18 protein-coding genes and 3 pseudogenes are annotated in these 20476 nt (G+C 69.7%); 13 read left to right on the top strand and 8 right to left on the bottom strand.

Annotated elements, in window-relative coordinates; all coding sequences use genetic code 11:
* Positions 1-8: 8 nt before the first annotated feature.
* The 7 genes from ACIRFL_RS37005 to ACIRFL_RS36975 are packed head-to-tail and all read left to right on the top strand — an operon-like array spanning position 9 to position 7853.
* Positions 9-1157, top strand: a complete 1149-nt coding sequence (locus ACIRFL_RS37005; RefSeq protein ID WP_404037904.1) for an FAD-dependent oxidoreductase — start codon at positions 9-11, stop codon at positions 1155-1157.
* Complete coding sequence (locus ACIRFL_RS37000; protein ID WP_404037901.1) at positions 1154-2059, top strand: MBL fold metallo-hydrolase; 906 nt, start codon at positions 1154-1156, stop codon at positions 2057-2059. Before ACIRFL_RS37005 ends, ACIRFL_RS37000 begins: the two co-directional genes overlap by 4 nt.
* A 30-nt stretch (positions 2060-2089) precedes the next feature.
* Entirely contained in the window at positions 2090-2476 is a 387-nt protein-coding gene (locus tag ACIRFL_RS36995) for a carboxymuconolactone decarboxylase family protein (protein WP_404037899.1), read from the top strand.
* Positions 2473-3354, top strand: a complete 882-nt coding sequence (locus ACIRFL_RS36990; RefSeq protein WP_404037896.1) for an NAD(P)-dependent oxidoreductase — start codon at positions 2473-2475, stop codon at positions 3352-3354. Before ACIRFL_RS36995 ends, ACIRFL_RS36990 begins: the two co-directional genes overlap by 4 nt.
* Positions 3351-4784, top strand: coding sequence for an aldehyde dehydrogenase family protein (locus tag ACIRFL_RS36985; protein ID WP_404037893.1), 1434 nt, complete (start codon positions 3351-3353; stop codon positions 4782-4784). Before ACIRFL_RS36990 ends, ACIRFL_RS36985 begins: the two co-directional genes overlap by 4 nt.
* A gap of 43 nt (positions 4785-4827) precedes the next feature.
* A complete protein-coding gene (locus tag ACIRFL_RS36980) occupies positions 4828-6339 on the top strand; it encodes an aldehyde dehydrogenase family protein (RefSeq protein WP_404037891.1) in 1512 nt (503 codons plus the stop codon).
* 5 nt (positions 6340-6344) lie between these two features.
* Positions 6345-7853 carry a GMC family oxidoreductase gene (locus tag ACIRFL_RS36975; RefSeq protein WP_404037944.1) on the top strand — a complete coding sequence of 503 codons (1509 nt, stop codon included), beginning with the start codon at positions 6345-6347 and terminating at the stop codon, positions 7851-7853.
* 95 nt (positions 7854-7948) lie between these two features.
* Here the strand turns inward: ACIRFL_RS36975 and ACIRFL_RS36970 are convergent, their stop codons facing one another.
* Genes ACIRFL_RS36970 through ACIRFL_RS36950 form a run of 5 tightly spaced genes read right to left on the bottom strand, consistent with a single transcriptional unit; the run spans position 7949 to position 13433 of the window.
* Positions 7949-8905: an amidohydrolase family protein gene (locus ACIRFL_RS36970; protein WP_404037889.1), complete on the bottom strand. Its 957-nt coding sequence runs from the start codon at positions 8903-8905 to the stop codon at positions 7949-7951.
* Entirely contained in the window at positions 8902-9342 is a 441-nt protein-coding gene (locus ACIRFL_RS36965) for a hypothetical protein (protein ID WP_404037887.1), read from the bottom strand. The genes ACIRFL_RS36970 and ACIRFL_RS36965 overlap by 4 nt, the downstream gene beginning before the upstream one ends.
* Before the next feature lie 33 nt (positions 9343-9375).
* Entirely contained in the window at positions 9376-10566 is a 1191-nt protein-coding gene (locus tag ACIRFL_RS36960; RefSeq protein ID WP_404037885.1) for an FAD-dependent monooxygenase, read from the bottom strand.
* A complete protein-coding gene (locus ACIRFL_RS36955) occupies positions 10566-11963 on the bottom strand; it encodes an MFS transporter (protein WP_404037882.1) in 1398 nt (465 codons plus the stop codon). The genes ACIRFL_RS36960 and ACIRFL_RS36955 overlap by 1 nt, the downstream gene beginning before the upstream one ends.
* A gap of 42 nt (positions 11964-12005) precedes the next feature.
* Positions 12006-13433 carry an aldehyde dehydrogenase family protein gene (locus ACIRFL_RS36950; protein WP_404037879.1) on the bottom strand — a complete coding sequence of 476 codons (1428 nt, stop codon included), beginning with the start codon at positions 13431-13433 and terminating at the stop codon, positions 12006-12008.
* A gap of 190 nt (positions 13434-13623) precedes the next feature.
* Between ACIRFL_RS36950 and ACIRFL_RS36945 the strand changes: the two genes are divergently transcribed.
* From ACIRFL_RS36945 to ACIRFL_RS36930, 4 genes and pseudogenes are all read left to right on the top strand, one after another.
* The gene (locus ACIRFL_RS36945; RefSeq protein ID WP_404037877.1) at positions 13624-15384 is read left to right on the top strand and encodes a helix-turn-helix domain-containing protein; all 1761 of its coding nucleotides are present in this window, start codon (positions 13624-13626) and stop codon (positions 15382-15384) included.
* Positions 15385-15397: 13 nt separating this feature from the next.
* Complete coding sequence (locus ACIRFL_RS36940; protein WP_404037941.1) at positions 15398-15481, top strand: transposase; 84 nt, start codon at positions 15398-15400, stop codon at positions 15479-15481.
* Positions 15482-15487: 6 nt separating this feature from the next.
* Positions 15488-15616, top strand: coding sequence for a hypothetical protein (locus ACIRFL_RS36935; RefSeq protein ID WP_404037947.1), 129 nt, complete (start codon positions 15488-15490; stop codon positions 15614-15616).
* Between the two features lie 5 nt (positions 15617-15621).
* A pseudogene (locus ACIRFL_RS36930) lies at positions 15622-16095 on the top strand (transposase); the annotation flags it as partial.
* Positions 16096-16271: 176 nt separating this feature from the next.
* Here ACIRFL_RS36930 and ACIRFL_RS36925 read toward each other — a convergent pair.
* Positions 16272-17049 (bottom strand): annotated as a pseudogene (locus tag ACIRFL_RS36925) (alpha/beta hydrolase family protein).
* A gap of 219 nt (positions 17050-17268) precedes the next feature.
* Positions 17269-17730, bottom strand: a pseudogene (locus tag ACIRFL_RS36920) (aldo/keto reductase); the annotation flags it as partial.
* 11 nt (positions 17731-17741) lie between these two features.
* On the opposite strand from ACIRFL_RS36920, the gene ACIRFL_RS36915 reads away from it, so the two are divergent.
* Positions 17742-18308 carry a TIGR03086 family metal-binding protein gene (locus tag ACIRFL_RS36915; protein WP_404037874.1) on the top strand — a complete coding sequence of 189 codons (567 nt, stop codon included), beginning with the start codon at positions 17742-17744 and terminating at the stop codon, positions 18306-18308.
* Positions 18309-18373: 65 nt separating this feature from the next.
* Here ACIRFL_RS36915 and ACIRFL_RS36910 read toward each other — a convergent pair whose 3' ends face one another.
* The gene (locus ACIRFL_RS36910) at positions 18374-18793 is read right to left on the bottom strand and encodes a transposase (RefSeq protein WP_404037871.1); all 420 of its coding nucleotides are present in this window, start codon (positions 18791-18793) and stop codon (positions 18374-18376) included.
* Positions 18794-19626: 833 nt separating this feature from the next.
* Here ACIRFL_RS36910 and ACIRFL_RS36905 point away from each other — a divergent pair.
* On the top strand, positions 19627-19836 hold the full coding sequence (locus ACIRFL_RS36905) for an integrase core domain-containing protein (RefSeq protein WP_404037868.1): 210 nt from the start codon (positions 19627-19629) through the stop codon (positions 19834-19836).
* Positions 19837-20476: the final 640 nt, after the last annotated feature.

The following is a 20476-nucleotide window of genomic DNA, read 5'->3' as shown; positions in this document are numbered from 1 at the left end:
GGAGAACCATGAGTGACCAGGCCCGTCACGCTGAAGTCGCCGGCGCCGGTTTCGCCGGGCTGACCGTCAGCATCGCCCTCGCCCGCAAGGGATGGAGCGTCCGCCTGCACGAACAGAACGACGAGCTGCGCGACTTCGGGGCCGGCATCCTGTTGTGGCGCAACGCGATGCTCGCGCTCGAGGTGATCGGCGTCGCCGCGACGATCCGCGAGCGGGGTGTCCTGCCCGACTCCTACGACACCAGCCTCAACGGTGAACTCGTGTCCGAGGAGATCCCGGGCTTCCCGTACTGGGCGATCACCCGCCCCGAGCTGCACGCCCTGCTGACCGATGCCGCCCGTGAGGTCGGTGTCGAGATCGTGGCTGGTTCGAAGGCGGTGGCCGCCGAACCGGCCGGCATACTGGTGCTCGAGGACGGGAGCCGGCTTGAGGCGGACCTCGTGGTCGCCACCGACGGTGCCGGTTCGGCCGTCCGTAATTCGCTGCCCGCCCTGGTGCAGGAGCGGAAGAAGTACCAGGACGGCGTCTGCCGCGTGCTGATCCCGCGGTCCGACGAGTTCAAGGGCGAGGAGTGGGACCGGGTCATCGACTTCTGGACCCTTGAGCCGGATGCCATGCGGATCCTGTTCATCCCGACCGGGCCGGACACGATCTACATGGGCATGATGGCCTCGACCGCTAATGAGCGTGCCTCACGGATTCCGGTCGATGTCGAGGTGTGGTCCGAGCGTTTCCCGCACCTGGCCGGCGCGATCGAGCTCGCTGGTGTGGCCACCGGCGGACGTCACGACGCCTACCAGACCAACAAGGTGACGCCGTGGTCCGACAACCGCGTCGTCCTCGTCGGTGACGCCGCCCACGCGATGTGCCCGGCACTCGGTCAGGGCGCCAGCGTCGGCATCGTCAATGCCGTCGAGCTGGCGCACACGCTCGACCAGTACGACGACATCACCGAGGCCCTTGCCGTCTGGGAGGAACGCGAGCGCCCGATGTCGGATGCCGCGCAGGCCCGTAGTGCCTTCATGGCCGAGACCCGCACGATGGCGAAGGGCAATGGCTTCTCCGCCGAAGTGATGGAGACCGCCAACTTCGAACTCTCCGCCGCGGGACCCGACGTACTCGCTCTGTATCCGGTGCCGGAAGGAGCGCGGCCGTGACCACGGACACCGTGGTGATCGGCGATGTCGAGATCATCCGAATCCAGGAGTACGCCGGGCCGAGCCTCGCGGTCCCGGCGAAGTTGTTCCCGGACAGCGACCCGTCGTACTGGTACGACAACGCCGACTGGCTCTCGCCGGACTTCTTCGATGCGGGCACGGGCACCTTGCGTTCGGTGCTGCACTCCTGGTTGATCCGCAGCCAGGGGCGCCTGATCCTCCTCGACACGGGTGCCGGCAACGACAAGGAACGGCCGTACGCCTCCGTGTACGGTCACCACCGCACCGGGTATCTGGAGAACCTTGCCGCGGTCGGGGTCGCGCCGGGCGACATTGATGTCGTCGTCAACACGCACCTCCACGTCGACCACGTCGGCTGGAACACCCGCCTCGACGGCCGTTCCTGGGTCCCGACGTTCCCCAATGCGGAGTACCTGATGACCTCGGAGGACTTCGAGTTCTGGAACCCCTTGCTGCACCCGAGGAAACCCGGCGACGGCAACCAGAACGTCTACGAGGACAGCGTCGCTCCGGTCCACGAGGCGGGCCTCGTCCGCCTCTGGAGTGGTCGCCACCGGCTGGACGACGACCTGGTGCTCGAGGCCACGCCGGGCCACACGCCGGGCTCCGCGATCCTGCGGATCGAGTCGAGAGGGCAGGGTGCGCTGTTCGTCGGCGACATCCTGCACTCACCGGTGCAGGTCGCCGCACCGGACGTGAACAGCTGCTTCTGCGAGGACCCGGTCCAGGCGCGCGCCCAGCGTCGCCGGCTCCTGGCCGAGGCGAGCGAGCGCAACCTGCTCGTCTTCCCCGGTCACTTCAGCGGACACTCCGCCTGTCGCGTCGCCGCCCACGCCAACGCGTTCGTCATCACCGACTGGGCCGACCTGGCTCGGATCTGAACTCCGTACTCACCCCCGGAAAGGGGACCCATGAACCAGGACCTGTACGACCAGGGCATCGCGATGCGCCGGAAAGTGCTCGGCGACGCGCACGTGGATGCTTCGTTGGCCGCGGCCACCGACTTCTCCCGCGACCTGCAGGAGTACGTCACCCAGTACTGCTGGGGAGACATCTGGAACCGCCCCGGCCTGACGCTGCAGGAGCGCAGCCTCGTCAACCTTGCGATGATCACCGCCCTCAACCGCGGCCACGAGTTCAAGGCGCACGTCCGTGGCGCGATCAACAACGGAGTCACCGTCGAGCAGATCAAGGAGGTCCTCATGCAGACCGCCTTCTACTGCGGCGGTCCCGCTGCTCTCGAGGCCTTCCGTCTCGCCGCCGAGGTCATCGCCCAGATGGACGCCGAGTCGAAATGAGCGAATTGCGGACCCTGGGCTTCATCGGCCTGGGGAAGATGGGTATACCGATGGCCTCCCTGCTGCACCGGGCCGGCTTCGCCCTCGTCGTCGGCGATCTCGACGAGCAGGCGGTCGCCGGCTTCGTCGAGGATCACCCCGGTACCGCCGCCGCGACGGGTCCGTCGTCGTACGGCGAGGTCGACGCGTTGGTGCTGATGGTCCCCAACAGTGCGGTCGTCGAGGCCGTGCTCGAGACCGACGGTGTCGCCGCCGTACTGCGGCCCGGCACGCTCGTCGTGGACATGAGTTCCTCGGTACCGACGCGTACCCGGGCGCTGGCCGCCCGGCTGACCGGGGCAGGCCTGCGCTTCGTGGACGCGCCCGTTTCCGGTGGTGTTCGCGGTGCCGTCGCCGGGAAGCTGGCCGTGATGGCCGGAGGGGAGCGGTCCGATCTCGACCGGCTGGTGCCGGTCTTCGAACCGCTCGCGTCCACGGTGATCGTGGTCGGACCGGTCGGTTCGGGCCACGCCGCCAAGGCGCTGAACAATCTCGTTTCGGCCGCGACCATCTCGGTCACGGTCGAGGCACTCCAGCTGGGGGAGCGGTTCGGGATCACCCCGGAGACCATGACCGAGGTGTTGAACAGTTCCTCGGGCCGCTCCAACACCAGTGAGAACAAGGTCATCCAGTTCATGACGAGCGGCACCTTCGGGTCCGGCTTCGCCCTCCATCTGATGGCCAAGGACGTCGGCATCGCCGTCGACCTGGCCGACGACCTCCACCAGGAGGCCGAGGTCGCCCACGAGGTGGCCCGCCAGTGGAGCCGGATCGCCGCCGCGGTCTCCGCCGACACCGACCACACCCGGATGTACGAGCTGATCGGAGCACAGCGTTGAGCGAGAACGATGCGGTGCTGACGCACTGGATCGACGGGAAGCCGGTGGCCGCGGCCACCTCGCGCCCCGGCGAGAACCCCGCCACCGGTGGCGCCGGAGCCGAGACCGGCCTGGGCAGCGCGGCCGATGTCGACCTGGCCGTCCGTGCGGCTGCCGCGGCGGCCCCAGGCTGGCGCCGGTTCGCCTCGATGGAGCGCGGCCGGCTGCTCTCGGCCGTCGCGGACCGGCTGCGCGCCGATGTCGACCGGCTCGCCGAACTCGAGTCCGCCGACACCGGCAAGCCGCTGGTGCTGTCGGCGGCCGAGATCCGAGGCAGCGCCGACTACTTCGAGTACTACGCCGGTCTGGTCAACCTGCCGGCCGGTGACGTCCTCGACATCCAGCCTGATCTGCACGTCTACACCCGTCGTGAGCCCTTCGGAGTGATCGGGGTGATCACCCCGTGGAACCTGCCGATCAATCAGGCGGCACGGGCGTGTGCACCGGCGCTGGCGGCCGGCAACACCATCGTCGCCAAGCCGGCCGAATCCACGTCGCGTACGACGCTCGAGCTGGCCCGGATCGCCACCGAGGTGGGCCTGCCCGACGGGGTGTTCAACGTCGTGCTCGGCCGCGGCAGCGAGGTCGGCACCGCGATCGTCGAACACCCCCTGGTCCGCAAGGTGGCCTTCACCGGTTCCGTGCGGGTCGGCCAGGAGATCGGGCGGATCGCCGCCGACCGGGTGCTGCCGCTCACTCTCGAGCTCGGCGGCAAGTCGGCCAACATCGTCTTCGCAGATGCCGACCTGGAGTTCGCGGCGAGCGAGGCCGTGCGTGCCTTCGTCACCAACGCCGGACAGGTGTGCTCCTCCGGCACCCGCCTGCTGGTCGAGCGTTCCGTGCACGACACGTTCGTCGGGGAAGTCGCCCGCGTCGCCGCCGCCGTACGGCCTGGGGAGAACCTCGGTCCGATGATCACCCGCGACCAGTACGAGACGGTGCAGCGCTATTTCAAGGTCGCCGCCGAGGAGGGCGCGACCCCCGTGACCGGTGGCCATGTCGCCACGGTGCCGGGCCGGGAGGGCGGTTTCTACGTCGAACCGACCGTCTACACCGGCGTCACCAACGACATGACGGTAGCTCGCGAGGAGGTCTTCGGGCCGGTGCTCGCGGTGATCCCGTTCGACACCGAGGACGAGGCGGTCGCGATCGCGAACGACTCCGACTTCGGTCTCGTCGGTGGCGTCTTCACGGCGGACATCTCCCGTGCCTTCCGGGTCGCGGAGTCGATCGAGGCCGGCCAGGTCTACGTCAACTCCTGGTCGACCCAGTCGGTGCAGATGCCCTTCGGCGGCCACAAGCTCAGCGGCTACGGCCGGGAGAAGGGCATCGAGGCGCTGCTGCACTACTCCCACGTCAAGAGCATCAGCGTCCGGCTCGCCCGAGGCTGACCACCTCGCCTCGTTCGCTTCGTCCCGTCAACCAGGAACGGTCATGACTGCCATTTCCCCCTTCACGCCCCAACTCAAGGCGGACATCGACGCCGCCACCCGGATGTTCATCGGTGGCGAGTGGGTCACCGCGCAAGGCGGTGAGACCTTCGACGTCCACGACCCGGCCGACGGCCGGGTGATCGCCCAAGTGCCTGCCGCGCAGCCGGCCGACGTCGACGCCGCGGTGGCCGCGGCACGTGCCGCACTCGCCCCCGCGGGACCGTGGCGCACGATGACGCCGCAGGTACGCGGCCAGCTGCTCTGGAAGCTGGCCGATCTCGTCGAGCGCGATGCCGAGCGACTCTCGGCGATCGACTCGGTCGACAGCGGCAAGCCCATGGACGAGATGCGCTACTTCGACATCCCCTTCTCGGTCGACGTACTCCGGTACTACGCCGGCTGGGCCACCAAGATCACCGGCGACACCATCCCGATCTCCTACCCGGTCGGCCACGGCGGCACCTTCCACGCCTACACGCTGAAGGAACCTGTCGGCGTCGTCGCGGCGATCGTGCCGTGGAACCTGCCTCTCCTGATGGCGATCAAGAAGCTGGCACCTGCCCTGGCCACCGGCTGCACGATCGTCGTCAAGCCGGCCGAGCAGACGCCGCTGTCCATCGCGGCGCTGACCCAGCTGAGCATAGAGGCGGGCTTCCCGCCGGGGGTGATCAACTACGTCACCGGCCTCGGCGAGGTCGCCGGCGCCGCGCTCTCGCAGCACCGGGGCGTGGACAAGGTCACCTTCACCGGCTCGGTGCCGACGGGCAAGGACATCGTCCGCGCGGCCGCCGACAACCTCAAGCGGGTCTCGCTCGAGCTCGGAGGGAAGTCGCCGAACATCGTCTTCGACGACGCCGACCTCGACGCCGTCGTCGCCGGCGCGGCCGCCGCAGCCTTCGCGACGCAGGGGGAGAGCTGCATCGCCGGCTCCCGTCTCTACGTGCAGCGCGGCATCTTCGACGAGGTGGTACGCCGCCTCGGTGAGCACGCCGCCTCCATCCGGCTGGGACGCGGCACCGCCGAGGGCACTCAGATGGGCCCGCTGATCTCGGCCGAGCACCGGGACCGGGTCCTGGACTACATCAAGATCGGCATCGACGAGGGCGCCGAGGTGGTCACCGGTGGCAAGGCGCCCACCGGCCAGGGATACGACGGCGGCTACTTCGTCGAACCGACGGTGCTCATCAACGCCGCCCCCGAAGCGCGCATCATGCACGAGGAGATCTTCGGTCCCGTCGTCTGCGCAGTTGCCTTCGACACCGAGGAGGAGGTGCTCGCCCTCGCGAACAACACCCGCTTCGGCCTCGGTGCCGCGGTGTGGACCAAGGACATCTCGCGCGCGCACCGCATGGCTGCGGCGATCGAGTCCGGCCAGGTCTGGGTGAACTGCTACCAGGCCGCCGACTCCGCGCTGCCCTTCGGGGGCACCAAGGAATCCGGCTGGGGCCGGGAGACCTGCCGCGAGACTCTCGAGGAGTACCTCGAGACGAAGACCGTCGTGGTCGCGCTGTGAGCGCGATGCTCGACTACGACGTCGTCGTGGTGGGGGCAGGGACCGCCGGCTGCGTGCTCGCCGCCCGGCTGAGCGAGAACCCGTCGACACGGGTGCTCCTCGTCGAAGCCGGCGTCGAGGACACCAGCGACCGGATCACCCGGACCCCGATCTGGCCCTGCCTGCGTGGCACCGACGTCGACTGGGCCTACGAGTCCGAGGTCCAGGCCGAGACGGGACACGTCCATGACATCCCGCGCGGCCGGATCGTCGGCGGCACCGGCAGCATCAACGCGATGGCCTTCCTGCGTGGCGACCGCTCGGACTTCGACACCTGGGCCTACGAAGGTTGCATCGGATGGGACTACGAGTCCGTGCTGCCGTACTTCAAGCGCTGCGAGACCTCGGTGCACCACGGCGACGACCCGACGCACAGAGGCGGCTCCGGGCCGCTGCGTCCAGGCCCTTCACCGACGCTGCACCCGCTTTCCCGGGCCTACCTCGACGCGGCCGAGCAGGCAGGATTCCCGGTCGTCAAGGACCTCAACGGCGCGCGGCTGCGGGGTGCCGCCAGTCACGACCTGCTGATCGTCGACGGCGTCCGACAGACCACCGCGTCGGCATACCTGGACCCGGCACTGGCACGTCCGAACCTCGACCTGATGACCTCGGCGCTCGTCACGGGGATCGACCTCGACAGAGAGCGCTGCCTAGGGGTCAACCTGGTCAGTGCCGGCCGTCCGGTCCAGGTCCGGGCTCAGCGCACGGTGCTCGCCGCCGGTGCCATCGGTAGCCCGCACCTGCTGATGGCTTCCGGGATCGGTCCAGCCAAGCACCTCACCGACGTCGGGGTCCAGGTCCAGGTGGACAGCCCGGGGGTCGGCGCGCGACTGCTCGACCACATCATCCTGGCCGGGTTGACCGTGCAGGCCGCGCAGCCGCTGCCACCGCCGTCGGCAAATCTCGGTGAGGTCACCCTGCTGCTCGACAGCGAACCGGGACGTGCCTCGGTGGACCTCCAGGTCGTGTTCATCCACGCGCCGTTCGCGAACCCCTGGCAGCAAGTCCCCGAGAACGGATTTACCTTCGGCGTCGGGCACATGCGACCCTCCAGCGTCGGCTCGCTGACCCTGCGCAGCGCCGACCCAACGGTCGCACCGGTGCTCGACTTCGGCTACCTGCGTGAGCCCGACGACCTGCGCGCCCTGGTCGCCGGAGTGCGCCAGGCCCTCGACCTGAGCATGATGCCGGCGTTCGACGCCTGGCGCGCCGAGCCGCACGCCCTCCTGGGCGCGTCCGACGCGGCGGTGGAAGCATTCGTCCGCGAGGCCGTGCAGTCCTACGGGCACGCAGCAGGCACCTGCCGGATGGGCGTCGACTCCACGTCCGTGGTCGACCCGAGGCTGCGGGTGCACGGCGTGGAGGGCCTGTACGTCGCCGACGCGTCGGTGATGCCCACGATCGTCTCGACCAACACCAACGCTGCCGCCGTGATGATCGCGGAGAAGGCGGCCGACCTGATCGGAGGTGGATGAGGGTGGCCTGCGATCGCGACTTTCCTACACGGGACGTTCCGAGCCTGTTCCCGGGGACTGGCGAGCGGGGCGGAGGCCACGCGGACGGACGATCCCTACGGCGCCCATCCGAGGAAGGCGCGGGCATTCGCGGTCAGGGTGTCGGTGTCCAGGCCCCCTGTCGTGGCGAAGGTGAGGGGATCGCTCTGCGCCATGTCGAACGGGTAATCACTGCCGCACAGCACGGACTGCTTCCCCATCCGTTCGACAAGGAGGTCGAGCAGGGCCCGATCGTGTGTGACCGTGTCGAAGTACAGCTCCCGTGCCGCCTCGCCGGGTGGGCGGGTCGAGTCCCGGCGGACGTCGTGGCGCGCATGCCAGCCGTGATCCCAGCGGCCCAGCAGAGCAGGAGCGCAGCCGCCGCCGTGCACGAAACAGATCCGCAGTCCGGGGAGCGCCTCGTGTACGCCGCCGAGCAGCAGTGCGGCCACGGCGGTGGCTGTTTCCACGGGGTTGCCGATCAGGTTGACCAGGTAGTGGTGCGACCACTCCGGCCGGGACAGTTGCATGGGGTGCACCAGCACGGCGAGTCCGAGCCGTGTGCACTCGGTGAGCACATGCCGAAGGACGCCGGAGTCGAGTGACTCACTGCCGAGGAGCGGAGGGATCGCCACGCCGGTGATGCCGTGCGCTGCGGCCAGGGTCTCCAGCCGGGTGGTCGCCGTCGCGGCACTGTCCAGGGGCACCAGACCGAACCCGGCCAACGCTCCCTCGGAGTCGGCGACCGCCGCGGCGAGTGAGTCGTTGAAGGCGTCGACGTAGTCGGCTGCCGGCCCGGCCACCGGAAAGGCGAAGGGCGGAGCGGACAGTACACGCACGGCGATCCCGGTTTCGGCCATGTCGGTGCGGATCGCCGAGATGTCGCTCATCGCGCGGGTGGCGATGGACAACGGTACGTCTCCGAGGTGGAGTTCGCCGTCCCGGTCCCGCAGCGGTCCGTAGGGCGCACCGGGCGGCAACCCGAACAGGTCCGCGGGCAGCCAGTGCGCGTGGATGTCGATCCCGCCGGTCATGCAGGATCCAGCGGAAGCGGCTCGTTGGCGCTGTCGAGGTGCTCGACGGTGGTGAACACCAGATCGGTCTCCCCCACGTTCTCGATGTCGTGGAGGAGGTACTGTCCGGCCGCGAAGGTGAAGTGCCGTGTCTCACCCGCGGCGTAGGAAACGTCGCGGGTGGTGCCGTCGCTGGTGTGCTGGCGGCTTCGGCCGGCGTTCACCGCGGTCCAGAAGTAGTCCAGCACGTGCCGGTGGGCGTGCCAGCGCTCGCCGGGCGCGAGGCGGATCTCCCAGACCCTTACACGGTCGTTGTGGCTGAGCAGCCGTGAGCCGACCGCCCCGTCCTGGGCGTGGGCGTCGAACTCGGCGCGCAGCTCGGGGCTCCAGCCCTCGAAGTCGGTGCCGATCAGCTCGCCGGCCAGCGGCAGGTCGGACAGGAATGCGGTGTCGGTCATCTCGGATCCTTTCGGGTGCGGGGTGGCGGGTGCTCAGCGGCCTGGGCCGTAGAGGCCGAAGCGGAGACTGGGGTCGCCGGGTGTCCAGGTGTTGTGGAACTGGGAGCGCTCGCCCATGTCCTTGACCCGGTCCAGCAGTCTGGCGGCCAGTTCGAGCTGCGCGGGCTCCCATTTGCGCAGTGCGGCGGGGATGTCGCCCTCGGAGGAGGTCAGTGCGTCGGCCAGGGCCCATGCGTCGGCGGCGGCTTTGGCCGTGCCGGCGGCGGCGTGGGGGCGCGCGGCGGATGCCGCGTCACCGAGCAGGGCGATCCGGCCGTCTGTCATCTTCGCCGACCGGACGTCGGAGACCACCTGTATGTAGGGCTGTGCGGTGCCGAGGACCACTTCGGCGGCGGCCGGGGCCAGCAACTGCGCGGCGGTCGCGCGCATCTCATCGACGTAGCGGTCCTGGACCTGGCCGGGGTGCAGGGAGACGGTGCCGGTGAAGCCGCGCTTGTCGATCAACATCTCGGCCAGTTCCGGGCCGGTCGGCACGTTGCGGTACCAGACGTAGTTCATCAGCCGGTCCTGCGGGCCTGTGCCGGTGTCACCTGGAATCGGGTAGAGCGTGATGTGCGAGTGCGGGACGACGCTGTAGGAGATGGCGTTGCCCAGCAGTGACCGCACCGCCGGGGGCAGCCGCCGCTCCGGTACGGTGCCTCGCCAGCCGACGTAGCCGGAGTACTCCATGGAGGATTCCGGGTCGAGCAGCCGGCGGCCGATGGACGTGATGCCGTCGGCGAAGACCACCAGCTCGGCTTCCGCCCTCCGTCCGCTGACGAACCGGACGCTGACGCGGTCGGCGTCCTGGGTGAGGCCGCAGGCGAACTCGTCCAGGTGGTAGCGCTCGGTGCCGAAGTCGGCGAGCAGAGCGCGGTAGAAGGTTCCCCACGAGGTGTAGGTCCAGCGGCGCTGCTCACGGTGGATGATCTCATTGTCGGGGCCGAGGTACTGCACGTGATCGGTGGAGGTGGACAGGGTCTCGGGGTTCTGGTCGCTGCGCTCCGTGAACCATCGGACGGTGTCGGGTTGCAGCACGATCCCGCCGCCTCGCCCGTCCAGGGGCGTCGGGGTGCGCTCGAAGACGTCGACATCGAAACCGAGGTCCCGCAGCAGCAGCGCGGTGGTCAGCCCGCCGATGGAGCCGCCGATCACGATGGCGCGGGCGTGGGCGTACGGGGACATCAGGAAGTCTCCTCAAGTTGGGCCGCGGCCCGCAGTGCGGGTTCCGGACCGGCGGCGGGGGAGGGGTCGGTGGGCAGTGCCTGGCCGCGGGTTTCGGGGGCGAAGAGGAGGCCGAAGGCGCCGAGCAGGCCCACCGCCACGACGCAGGTGGTGGCCAGGCCGAGGTCGCCGCCGAACCAGGACGCGGCGATGACGCCGGCGACCAGGGGACCTGACGCGGTCAGGTACCGGCCGATGCCGTTGTAGAGCGCTATCCCGGTGGCGCGTACGGAAGGCGGGAAGAGTTCCGGTCCGTAGACGAGGATTCCGGACAGGGCGCCGTAGAGGCCGAAGCCCGCTACGGGGATGACGGCCAGGAACGTCGCCCAGCCGTGGTCGAAGGGGAAGAGGAATCCGACGCCGGCCGCGGAGACCGCGAAGCTGGTGAGGAACGCCCGGCGGCGCCCGACCGCGTCGGCGAGGAAACCCCAGGTCGCGTAGCCGAGCACGCCGCCGGCGTTGAACAGCATGGAGGCGGTTGCCACGCGGGAGTTGGCCACGTCCGGGGACAGCGCGGCGGCCGCGGCCGTCTGCCGGATGACTTGCGGGTACCAGGTGGACACGCTCCAGAACGCGACCAGGGAGCCGGTGGCGAGGGCGGTGCCGACCAGGGTGGGCCGCAGCAGCGGCGGGGTGAGCAACCGGGCCAGTACGAAACGGTCCTGTTCGGCGCGGTGGCCGCGGGATCGTCGGGCGCGACGCGCGGTGATCGTGCTGCGGATCTCCGGCGGCTCCGGTACGTGCCGGCGGATGAAGTACACCAGCAGTGCCGGCAGGACGGCTATGCCCATCATCAGGCGCCAGCCGTGTTCGCCGATGAGCGCGTAGGACAGCGCGGCGAGGAAGAAGCCGATCGCGTAGCCCGACATCATCACTCCGCAGGCGCGGGCCCGGTAGCGGTTGCGCCACACCTCGGCGACCAGCGCCGCGCCGACCGGCGCCTCGACACCGGAGCCGAGCCCGGCGATGAAGCGGAGCAGGCCCAACTGCCACCAGGTGTCGGCGAATGCGGCGAGTGCGGTGAACACGGCGTAGGTGACGATGCCCGCGGACAGCACCCGTACCCGGCCGAAGTAGTCGGCGAGGATGCCGAACAGGATGCCTCCGGTGCCCCATCCGAACAGGAAGAGCGCGACGGTCATGCCTCCGTAGAGGCCGATGGCCTCGCCGGCGGGGACGATGCCGCTGTGCGGCAGCAGTTCGGTCATCGCCGGACCGAGGATCAGTGCGTACAAGCTGCCCGCGAACCCGTCCAGTGCCCAGCCCATCGTGGTGCCGGCCAGGACCAGCCATTGGGTGCGGGTGATGACGGTGCGCCAGGTCCCGGGCCGCGCGATGGCGGTTCCGGAATTCGACATGGTCGGCTCCTTTGCCAGAGGTCGAACGTGGTCGGGGTCGGGTCAGTTGAGGCGGCGGGGGGCGTCGGAGCCGTACCAGTCGACGTCGTCGTCCGCGGTGCGCACCACGACGGTCTTGAGCCAGGTGAAGTCGTCGAAGGACTCGGTCCCGGCGTCGCGGCCGGTACCGGATTCCTTGATGCCGCCCCAGGGCAGGGACGGTTCGAGCCGGTGGTGGTCGTTGACCCACACCATTCCGGCCTGAATCCTGTCCGCCACCCGGTGCCCGCGGGCCAGGTCGCGCGTCCAGACGCCCGCGCCGAGCCCGAACCGGTTGTCGTTGGCCTTCGCGATCGCGTCGGCCTCGTCGTCGAACGGCACGACGACAGCGACCGGGCCGAAGATCTCCTCGCGCGCCACCTGCATGTCCATCGTCGCGTCGGCCAGCACGGTCGGACGGACGAAGAACCCGCCGTCCAGCGGCGCGGGCAGGTCCGGGGCCCCGCCCCCGGCGGCGACACGCGCCCCTTCGGAGCGCCCCTTCTCGATCACAGCCAGGACTTTGTCGCGCTGTGTTGCGCTGACCATCGGGCCGATCTGAGTGGCCGGGTCGGACGGGTCGCCGATACGGATCGCGTCGGCCCGCCGGGCCAGCGTCGTGACGAAACGGTCGTAGCTCGCACGCTGGACCAGGAAGCGCGAGCCTGCCACGCAGGACTGACCGGCCGCGACGAACGCGGCGAACGCCGCCCCCTCGGCCGCCACGACAGGATCGATGTCGTCGAAGACGACGATCGGTGTCTTCCCTCCGAGCTCGGCGGTCACCCGCGCGAACCGCTGCGCGGTGGCGACGGCGGCCGCGCGCCCGGCCTCGGTCCCACCGGTCAGGGTGATCTTGGCGATGTCCGGATGCCCGGTCAGCCGCTCCCCCACCGCGCGGCCGCCGGTCACCACATTCACCACACCGTCGGGGACGCCCGCCTTCTGCAGCAGTTCGACCAACGCCAGAGTGGACAGGGGGGTGGTCTCCGACGGCTTGACCACCACGGTGTTGCCCGTGGCCAGCGCCGCGGAGAGGCTGCGGGCCAGGATCAGCAGCGGGTGGTTGAACGGCGTGATGATCCCGCAGACACCGAGGGGCGCCCGGCGCTGGTAGGTCAGGTAGGGCCCGTCCGAGGGCAGCACGGCGTCGCGCTGAGCGGCCAGCAGTCCCGCGTTGTACCGGAACCACTCCGGCACCCTCGACAGCTGCGCCCGCGTCTCGGTGACCGGCCGGCCGTTGTTCTGTGTCTCCAGCCGGTAAAGACTCTCGGCCGCGTCATCGACCAGGTCCGCGACCCGCAGCAGCAGCCGGCCGCGCGCCGTGCGGCTCATCGCGGGCCACGGGCCGTCCAGGAATGCCGCACCGGCACGGGTGACGGCCGCATCGACCTCGGCGATGGAACTGTCCGCCACGGTGCGGATGACGCTGCCGGTGGCCGGGTTGATCACGGGGCGCTCCTGGCCCGCTGCGAAGTTCGCGTTACTGGGCAGCGAAGAAGTCATCATCGACATTCCGGCCCTTTCTGGGACTGATCCGACGGGGTGGGTCTTCGGAGTCTGACCCATACGCAAGGGCGACTGATATGTCACAGCCAACACAGTTGGACAGGGCCAGTGTTATCGGCGACACTGACCGCTCGTGGAGGATGAACAGGAGCTGCACAGCTGGCTTACCGCGATCGGCACGCTGACCTCGGCCGTGAACGCCGGCCGGGGGCTCCGTGAGGTCCTCGACCTCGTCGCTTCGACCGCCCGGCATTTACTGGGACTCGACTTCTGCGGCGTCCTGCTGCCCGACGCCGAGGAACGCAACCTCGTGATCGCCGCCTGGAGCGGGTTGTCGGCCACGTACGTCGCCCGGGTCAACTCCGATCACCCGGTCCCGCTGGAGGACGACGCGCTTTCCGGCGCGCCGTCGAGCCGGGCCTACCGTTCGGGCCGTCCGGCCGCGGTCAAGGACATCTCGCACGAGCCCGGCTTCATCTGGGGCGGCGTCGCACACGACCAGGACTACCGTTCCATGCTGTCGGTGCCCCTGGTCACCGCCTCCGGCGTGATCGGGACGCTCAACAGCTACCGGTCCGCGGTGCACGAATTCGGTCCTGAGGAAATCGGGCGGCTGCAGCTGCTCGCCGAGCACGCGGCGATCGCCATCACCTCCGCCCGGCTCGTCGAGGACCTGCGCCGGCAGCACGACCTCGTGTCGCGCTCGGAGGAAATCCACGAGCGCCTGCTTCGGGTGGCTGTCCGCTCGGGCGGCATACAGGGGATCGCCGCCGCCCTCCACGACCTGCTCGACACGGCAGTGCTCCTGCAGGAGGCGCGGGGTGAGGTGCTCGCCGCGGCCGGCCCTCCGGCCGAGCCTCCTGTCGCCGGCTGGCCGGCGACCGCGCCGGCACCGGGCACCGACCTGGTCCGCGAGCAGGACGGCCACATCGTGGCCGACGTCGTCCTGTTCGGCGAGGTGCCCGCGCGGGTCTGGCTACCCGGCCACCGAGGACCCCTGACGACACTGGACCGCCGGGCGCTGGAGCATGCCTCGGTGGTGCTCTCGCTCGAACTGCTCCGGCAGCGCACGGCGCTGGAGGTCGAGCAGAACCTGCGCGGTGAACTGCTGGCCGAGCTGCTCACCGGCGCCGACCCGCGCGCGGAGGCCCTCCTCCACCGCGCCCGGCTGCTCGGCCACGATCTGACGCGCACCCACTGCGCGCTGGTCGCCCACATCGACACCACCGGGCGGGGCAGCACGGCCCGAACCCTCAGGCGCGCCGCGGACGAGGCGAACCGGCTGGCGTCCACCATCACCCCGCGGCCCCTGATCAGCCAGCACCAGGAGGCGATCGTGGCCCTGTGGCCCGTGCCCGCGACCGGTCTCGAGGACGGGCCGCAGATCGCCGAGACGCTGCGCAGAGCCATCTCGATGACGGCGGGAGTCTCCTCCGTGACCGTCGCCGTTTCCGAGCCCACCGACGGCAAGTTCGCCGAGGCCTACCGAACGGCCCGAGGCGCCCTGGCCGTAGCCGGCCGCCAGGAGCACAATGCAGGCGTGATCACCTTGGAGGGGCTGGGCGTGGCGGGCCTCCTCCTACAACTCGGCGACCCGGCCCCCCTGCGCAGTTACGCCGACCGCACACTCGGCCCCCTCATACGGCACGACGACCAGCACGGCACCTCCCTGGTGGCGACTCTACGAGCGCATCTGGCGCATCGCCTGGACCGCCAGGCGACCGCACAGGCGCTGATGGTGCACCCCAACACCATCAGCCAGCGGCTACGCCGCATCGAAACGCTGACCGGGATGGACCTGCGCGACGCGGCATCAGCCGTAGAGGCCCGGTCGGCGCTGATGGTGCTGGACGTCGCTCACGGAATCGCATGGAACGTCCCGCGCACCGAGTGATACGACAGAGATCGTGGACGCGATCCGCTACGTCGTGGACACCGGCTGCACATGGCGGACCCTGCCCGCGGACTTCCCGCCCTGGCGCACGGCCTGAGGCTCCATGGCCCGCTGGGCAGCCGCCGGCATCGTCAACCAGATCCGCGACCACCTCACCTCAACGATCCGTCGGGAGCCGGGCAAAGACCCCCGGGCCGTCGCCACGGTCATCGACTCCCAGTCGGTGGGGTAGCGGCGGCGTTCGGGTTCACCGGCTGCCTGAACCTCCTGCACAAGTACACCAACCAGGGACGCGCGGACGCCGACCGCAGCCACATCTCCCCGCGTCGGCTCGCCCGGATGCTCCTCACAAGGCCCGACAACCTCAAGACCGAACATCACGACCTTCTGGTCCGGCTCACCGCTGCCTGCCCCGAGATGACCCAACTGGCCGCCCACATTGCGGACTTCTCCCAGCTCCTGACGCCTCGCGAAGGAAATGCCGACGGGCTCTCACGCTGGATCGTCCAGGTCCGCGCAGTAGGTCTGCCTCATCTGCACTCCTTCGCCCGGGGCCTGGATCGAGACCGGGACGCAGTGATCGCCGCGATCACGCTTCCGTACAGCAACGGCCCCACCGAGGGCGTCAACACCAAGACCAAGCGGATCGCGCGCCAGATGCACGGACGAGCAGGCTTCTCCCTCCTTCGCCACCGCATCCTCCTCGGATAGCGGCACACTCCGTCACCACCGGATGTGAGACAGGGCCGCCAAATTGACACACCCGCGGCCGGGTATCGCGCAGAGGAGGGTCCCGCCAGGCGTCCGATCAGCTGGACGGCCGCGCGACGCTTCTGTCGGATTCGGGCTCGCTCAAGGATTCAGCGGGTTTAGGCGTGACCCCTCGGTCACTTCGTCGTGAGCCGACCCAGCGGCGAGTCGTCCGTAAGAGTCGTAAGCATGTCTTTCCACGGGGCATCGCCGAGCCCCAGAGCGTGGCGCAGGAAGGCGGTCGCGGCTCGATTGACGAGTGCGACGTGCTCCGGGTTCTCGTCGGTGGTCTCGGTCACCTCGTATCCCGACACACCCCCCAGGGAGTGTTCGGCGCCGTGCAGGACGAGTCTCCTGAGGGCTCTGGTGGTAGCCGTCGCTCCACCAGTCGGGTTCGCGGGTGGTCATCGGGGAGTGGTCGTGGTCTCCGTAGACGATGAGTGCGGGCGTCGACATGAGCGCGAAGTCGGGGTTCATGGAGGGGAGCTGTTCGGCGGCCCAGGGGGTGAGGTCCTCCTGTCCGTGTCCGGCGAGGGCGAGTAGCACGCCGGCGCGTACGCGAGGGTCGCCCATATTCGGTCCCGGTCGCCCGTCGGCGTCGACGATGCGGGCGTCGAGCAGGGCGCTGGCAGTTGTGGCGCCCCAGGAGTGCCCGGCGACTGCGATTCGGTCGCGGTCCAAGCGCCCGGCCAGGCCGGGCAGTGCAGCCTCGAAGAGGTCGAGATGGTCGAGGATCGCAGTGAGGTCGTTGATGCGGTGGCGCCACATGTCGGGTACCCGCGGGTCGTCCTGTGGGATCGCGAGGGTGCGCGAGTCGAGGTGAGTGGGCTGGACGACGACGAAGCCGTGGGCCGCCCAGTGGTCGACGAGCGGGGCGTAGGCGGACATGCTCGAGCCGAAACCATGAGAGAACATGATGAGCGGGAGCCCGTCGCCGACAGCGGGCGCGGTGACTCGAACGTGGAGTTCGGTGCCGCGATCGGAGGTGGGAACGATGACCGGGGCGACGGACAGAACGGCAGTAGCGGTCACAGGGACGGGCCTTCCGGGATGAGACAGTAGGCGAACGGCTGTGGGCGTTGCGACGGGAGCGCGGACGCAGCGCTCAGGCGTCGGTAGTGGCCCGGGAGCGGGTCAGATCGTCACGGCGGCACGCTCGATACGTGGGCGTCGACGCTGCGATGGTGTGGTAATGGCGGGCGGTTGGTAGGCCATGGCCAGGGGACTGACGTCGGTCCCCGGGGAGACGATGGCGTCGATGGCGTCGAGGAGGTCGTCATCGAGGACGACCTCGGTGCCGGCGAGCAGGTCGTCGAGGTGGTCCATCGTGCGTGGGCCGACCAGCGCCGATGTGACATCGGGGTGGGCGAGCACGAAGGCCATCGCCATGTGGGCCAGGGAAATACCGGCCTGGTCGGCGAGCGGGACGAGGGCTTCGACCGCGTCGAGGCGTCGCTCGTTGCTCATGTGCGCGAACCCGTAGGTGGTGCGGTGAGTGTCTCTCTGCCGGCCCTTGCGGTAGCGCCCAGTGAGCATGCCGCCGGCGAGCGGGCTCCAGACGAACACGCCCATCCCGTAGCGGCGGCAGGTGGGTAGGGAGACGTGCTGTGAGCCTGCTGGGCAACCACGGTCGCACGCTGGCCGCGTTCGATCGAACGGTCCGTCTCGTCCGGGCCGACCAGTGGGACAACCCGACCCCGTGCACTGAGTCGACTGTCCGCGACGTGGTCAACCACATTGTCTCCGAACAGCTCTGGGTACCGCACCTGCTCGGCGGCGCCACTCTCGCCGAGGTGGGCGACCGATACGCCGGTGATGTCCTGGGCCGGGATCCGGTGCGCGCATGGTCGGAGGCCTTGACGAACGCACGAAGAGCGTGGACCGAGGAGGGAGCGACCGAACGCACGGTGCACCTGTCCTTCGGTGAATCCGACGCCTCCCTCTACGGCTGGCAGATGACTACGGACCTCGCCGTGCACGCGTGGGATGTCGCGGTCGGTATCGGCATCCCTCAGCCGATCGAGGACGACGTCGCCGAGGAGCTGATCCCCATCGCTCGCCCGATGATCGAAGCGGCGCAGGGCACCGGAATCCTGGCGCCACCGGTCGAGATACCAGACACAGCGTCCGCAGCGGACCGAATTATCGCGCTCTGCGGTCGCAGCCCCCGCTGAGCTTGTCCTACCTTCCAAGCGTGGGACTGAGCTTGACTCTGTCGGGGATCTTGGAGCGGTCGAGGTCAACTGCCCAGCGTTCGCCAGGACTTCGACCGGGAGATGCCGTGCTGGTCCAGGAAGGCGTGGAAGGCGGTCGGCGGCCGTGGTGAGGGCGTTTCCTCAGCCGGTGGCAGGCCGTTGAGGCGTTCGATGTTCACGGCGATGGCCGTGAGTACGTGTTGCAGGTGGGCTTTCGGTTGTCCTCGGTAGCGGCAGTGGCGCATGCCGTGTCCGTGGGCGAACTCGTTGATGGTGCCCTCGACTCCGGAGCGGACCGCGTAGCGGGTCTTCCAGTCGGGGGTCTGCTGCTCGGCGCGGACGCGGAGTTGCAGGTCGCGGAGTTCTCGTGGGGGAAAGCCCACGGTCCGGGCGCTGTCGGCGGTGGTGGTGCACCGGGTGCGGACCGGGCAGGGGCGGCACTGGCTCTTGGTGAACCGGGCCACGATCAGCGGGGCTGCGGTAGGTGAGGAGGTCGGGTAGGGGCCGTGCCAGCCCTGGCTGACCTGGCCCTGGGGCAGGTGGCCTGGTGACGGTCGTAGTCGATATGGAAGTCGTCCCGGGCGAAGCCCTCGTTTTGGCGTTGTTGGCGGGTGGGGTTACTCCGGAGTGGCCCGGAGACGGTGACCTGGTGTTCACGGACGGCTTGTTCCAGGTGGGGCAGTGAGGTGTAGCCGGTGTCGACCAGTGCTCTGCGGGCAGCAGTCCGCGGCGTGGGAGGCGGGTGTGGATGCCGGGCAGGACCTGGCTGTCGTGGGTGGTGGCCGCGGTGGTGGCCACGTCCGTGATCACGTTGGGGCCGTCGGGGGCACAGGTCTCGGTCAGATGAGCGGCGAACCCCTTCCAGCTGATGATGTGTCCGTGCCGTGCGTAGCGGGCCGAGGTGTCGTAGGGAGAGACGATCGCCGAGGAGGAGGGCGGCTGCCCGCCGTCGTCGGCGGTCCGCCGGCGCAGGCGGCCTGCCGCGTCACGGTAGTAGTTCTGCACGACGATCTGCCGCAGGGCCTCGGCCTGCGGGCCGGGCCGGTAGCCTGGTTCGTGCCGATGGAGGCGTTCCAGCAGGCGGCAGGCGTCGACGCGGGCGGCGAGGATCCTGGTCTTGGGCCGGGTGGGGTTCTTGCCCAGGCGGACCGGACGGCCGTAGCGGCGCCCCCATTCCTCGTCGACCAGGCCGACACCAGCAGGTGCCCGGCCATGCGGGCGTCGGTACACCGACCGGCTCGCCGCCATCGGTGTCTCAGCGTCCGTCGGGTCGGTCGCGGACTCGTATGACAACGCCATGGCCGAGGCCCTGAACGGCACCTTCAAGGCCGAACTCATCGAGATGCAGGGCCCCTGGAAGGACGTCGACCAGGTCGAACGGGCGATCTTCCAGTGGATCACCTGGTACAACGAAGAACGCCTCCACTCCGCATTCGACCACGTACCGCCCGCCGAGTACGAGCAAGCCTTCTGGCGGAGCCAGGAGCAAACCCCGCAGTCCGCCTGAACCATCAAGATCGGACTCCACGAAACTCGGGGCAGCTCACCGCGCCAAGCCCCCAGTTCGGGCGTCTGAGGCTCGGATGAGAGCGGGGGTCGCCGGCCCGGCCCGATCGCGGCGAGACGGAGGAGGCGGCCACGGCCGTCCCGGTCCAGTCGCCCGATGCCCGCCAGTCGTCCCGAGCACGGCTCGTACACGCCCGCCGAGGACGCCTGATCGTCCGGTACGTGAGACGACCCGCCCGGCGCCGCCCCTGCGCATGCTGACCGAAAGTCGGCAGTCGTCCCCCGCACCGGCAGAGGTCCACACCCGTGCCCGGCGGGCGTCGGCTGGGCCGTGCGCCCCGGTCCGCGGCTCCGCCCGGCGACGAGTCGTGCCAGTTCAGCCGGATCCACCCCGCCCGGCATTCCGCGGGGTCGTTGTTTCCGGCCGTCCGGGAAACACCTCCGGAGGGACGCACGACACGGAATTGAGTGGTCCGTTCGGCCGGTGGATGGCGTGAATTTATTGGTGTGCGACCGGCCCTTGTGGCGAATTCGGCTGGTAGTTTATTTCTCGGTGTGGAAGAATCTTTGAGGGGATGGGTGGTCGCGTCCGAAAGGCTCCCGCCGATCGGCCCGCCCGTCCCGCGAGAAGCGGCCGTCGC

Origin of the sequence: Streptomyces sp. NPDC102462 (assembly GCF_044765425.1) — a bacterium.
GTDB lineage: Bacteria > Actinomycetota > Actinomycetes > Streptomycetales > Streptomycetaceae > Streptomyces.
The sequence above is the reverse complement of the archived record's forward strand: the minus strand, read 5'-3'. Positions and strand labels throughout refer to the sequence as shown.

Coding starts and splice junctions, on each gene's coding strand:
- ACIRFL_RS37005 (WP_404037904.1), top strand. CDS start 9: ATGAGTGACCAGGCCCGTCACGCTGAAGTCGCCGGCGCCGGTTTCGCC.
- ACIRFL_RS36995 (WP_404037899.1), top strand. CDS start 2,090: ATGAACCAGGACCTGTACGACCAGGGCATCGCGATGCGCCGGAAAGTG.
- ACIRFL_RS36990 (WP_404037896.1), top strand. CDS start 2,473: ATGAGCGAATTGCGGACCCTGGGCTTCATCGGCCTGGGGAAGATGGGT.
- ACIRFL_RS36980 (WP_404037891.1), top strand. CDS start 4,828: ATGACTGCCATTTCCCCCTTCACGCCCCAACTCAAGGCGGACATCGAC.
- ACIRFL_RS36975 (WP_404037944.1), top strand. CDS start 6,345: ATGCTCGACTACGACGTCGTCGTGGTGGGGGCAGGGACCGCCGGCTGC.
- ACIRFL_RS36970 (WP_404037889.1), bottom strand. CDS start 8,905: ATGACCGGCGGGATCGACATCCACGCGCACTGGCTGCCCGCGGACCTG.
- ACIRFL_RS36965 (WP_404037887.1), bottom strand. CDS start 9,342: ATGACCGACACCGCATTCCTGTCCGACCTGCCGCTGGCCGGCGAGCTG.
- ACIRFL_RS36960 (WP_404037885.1), bottom strand. CDS start 10,566: ATGTCCCCGTACGCCCACGCCCGCGCCATCGTGATCGGCGGCTCCATC.
- ACIRFL_RS36955 (WP_404037882.1), bottom strand. CDS start 11,963: ATGTCGAATTCCGGAACCGCCATCGCGCGGCCCGGGACCTGGCGCACC.
- ACIRFL_RS36935 (WP_404037947.1), top strand. CDS start 15,488: ATGGCCCGCTGGGCAGCCGCCGGCATCGTCAACCAGATCCGCGACCAC.
- ACIRFL_RS36905 (WP_404037868.1), top strand. CDS start 19,627: ATGGCCGAGGCCCTGAACGGCACCTTCAAGGCCGAACTCATCGAGATG.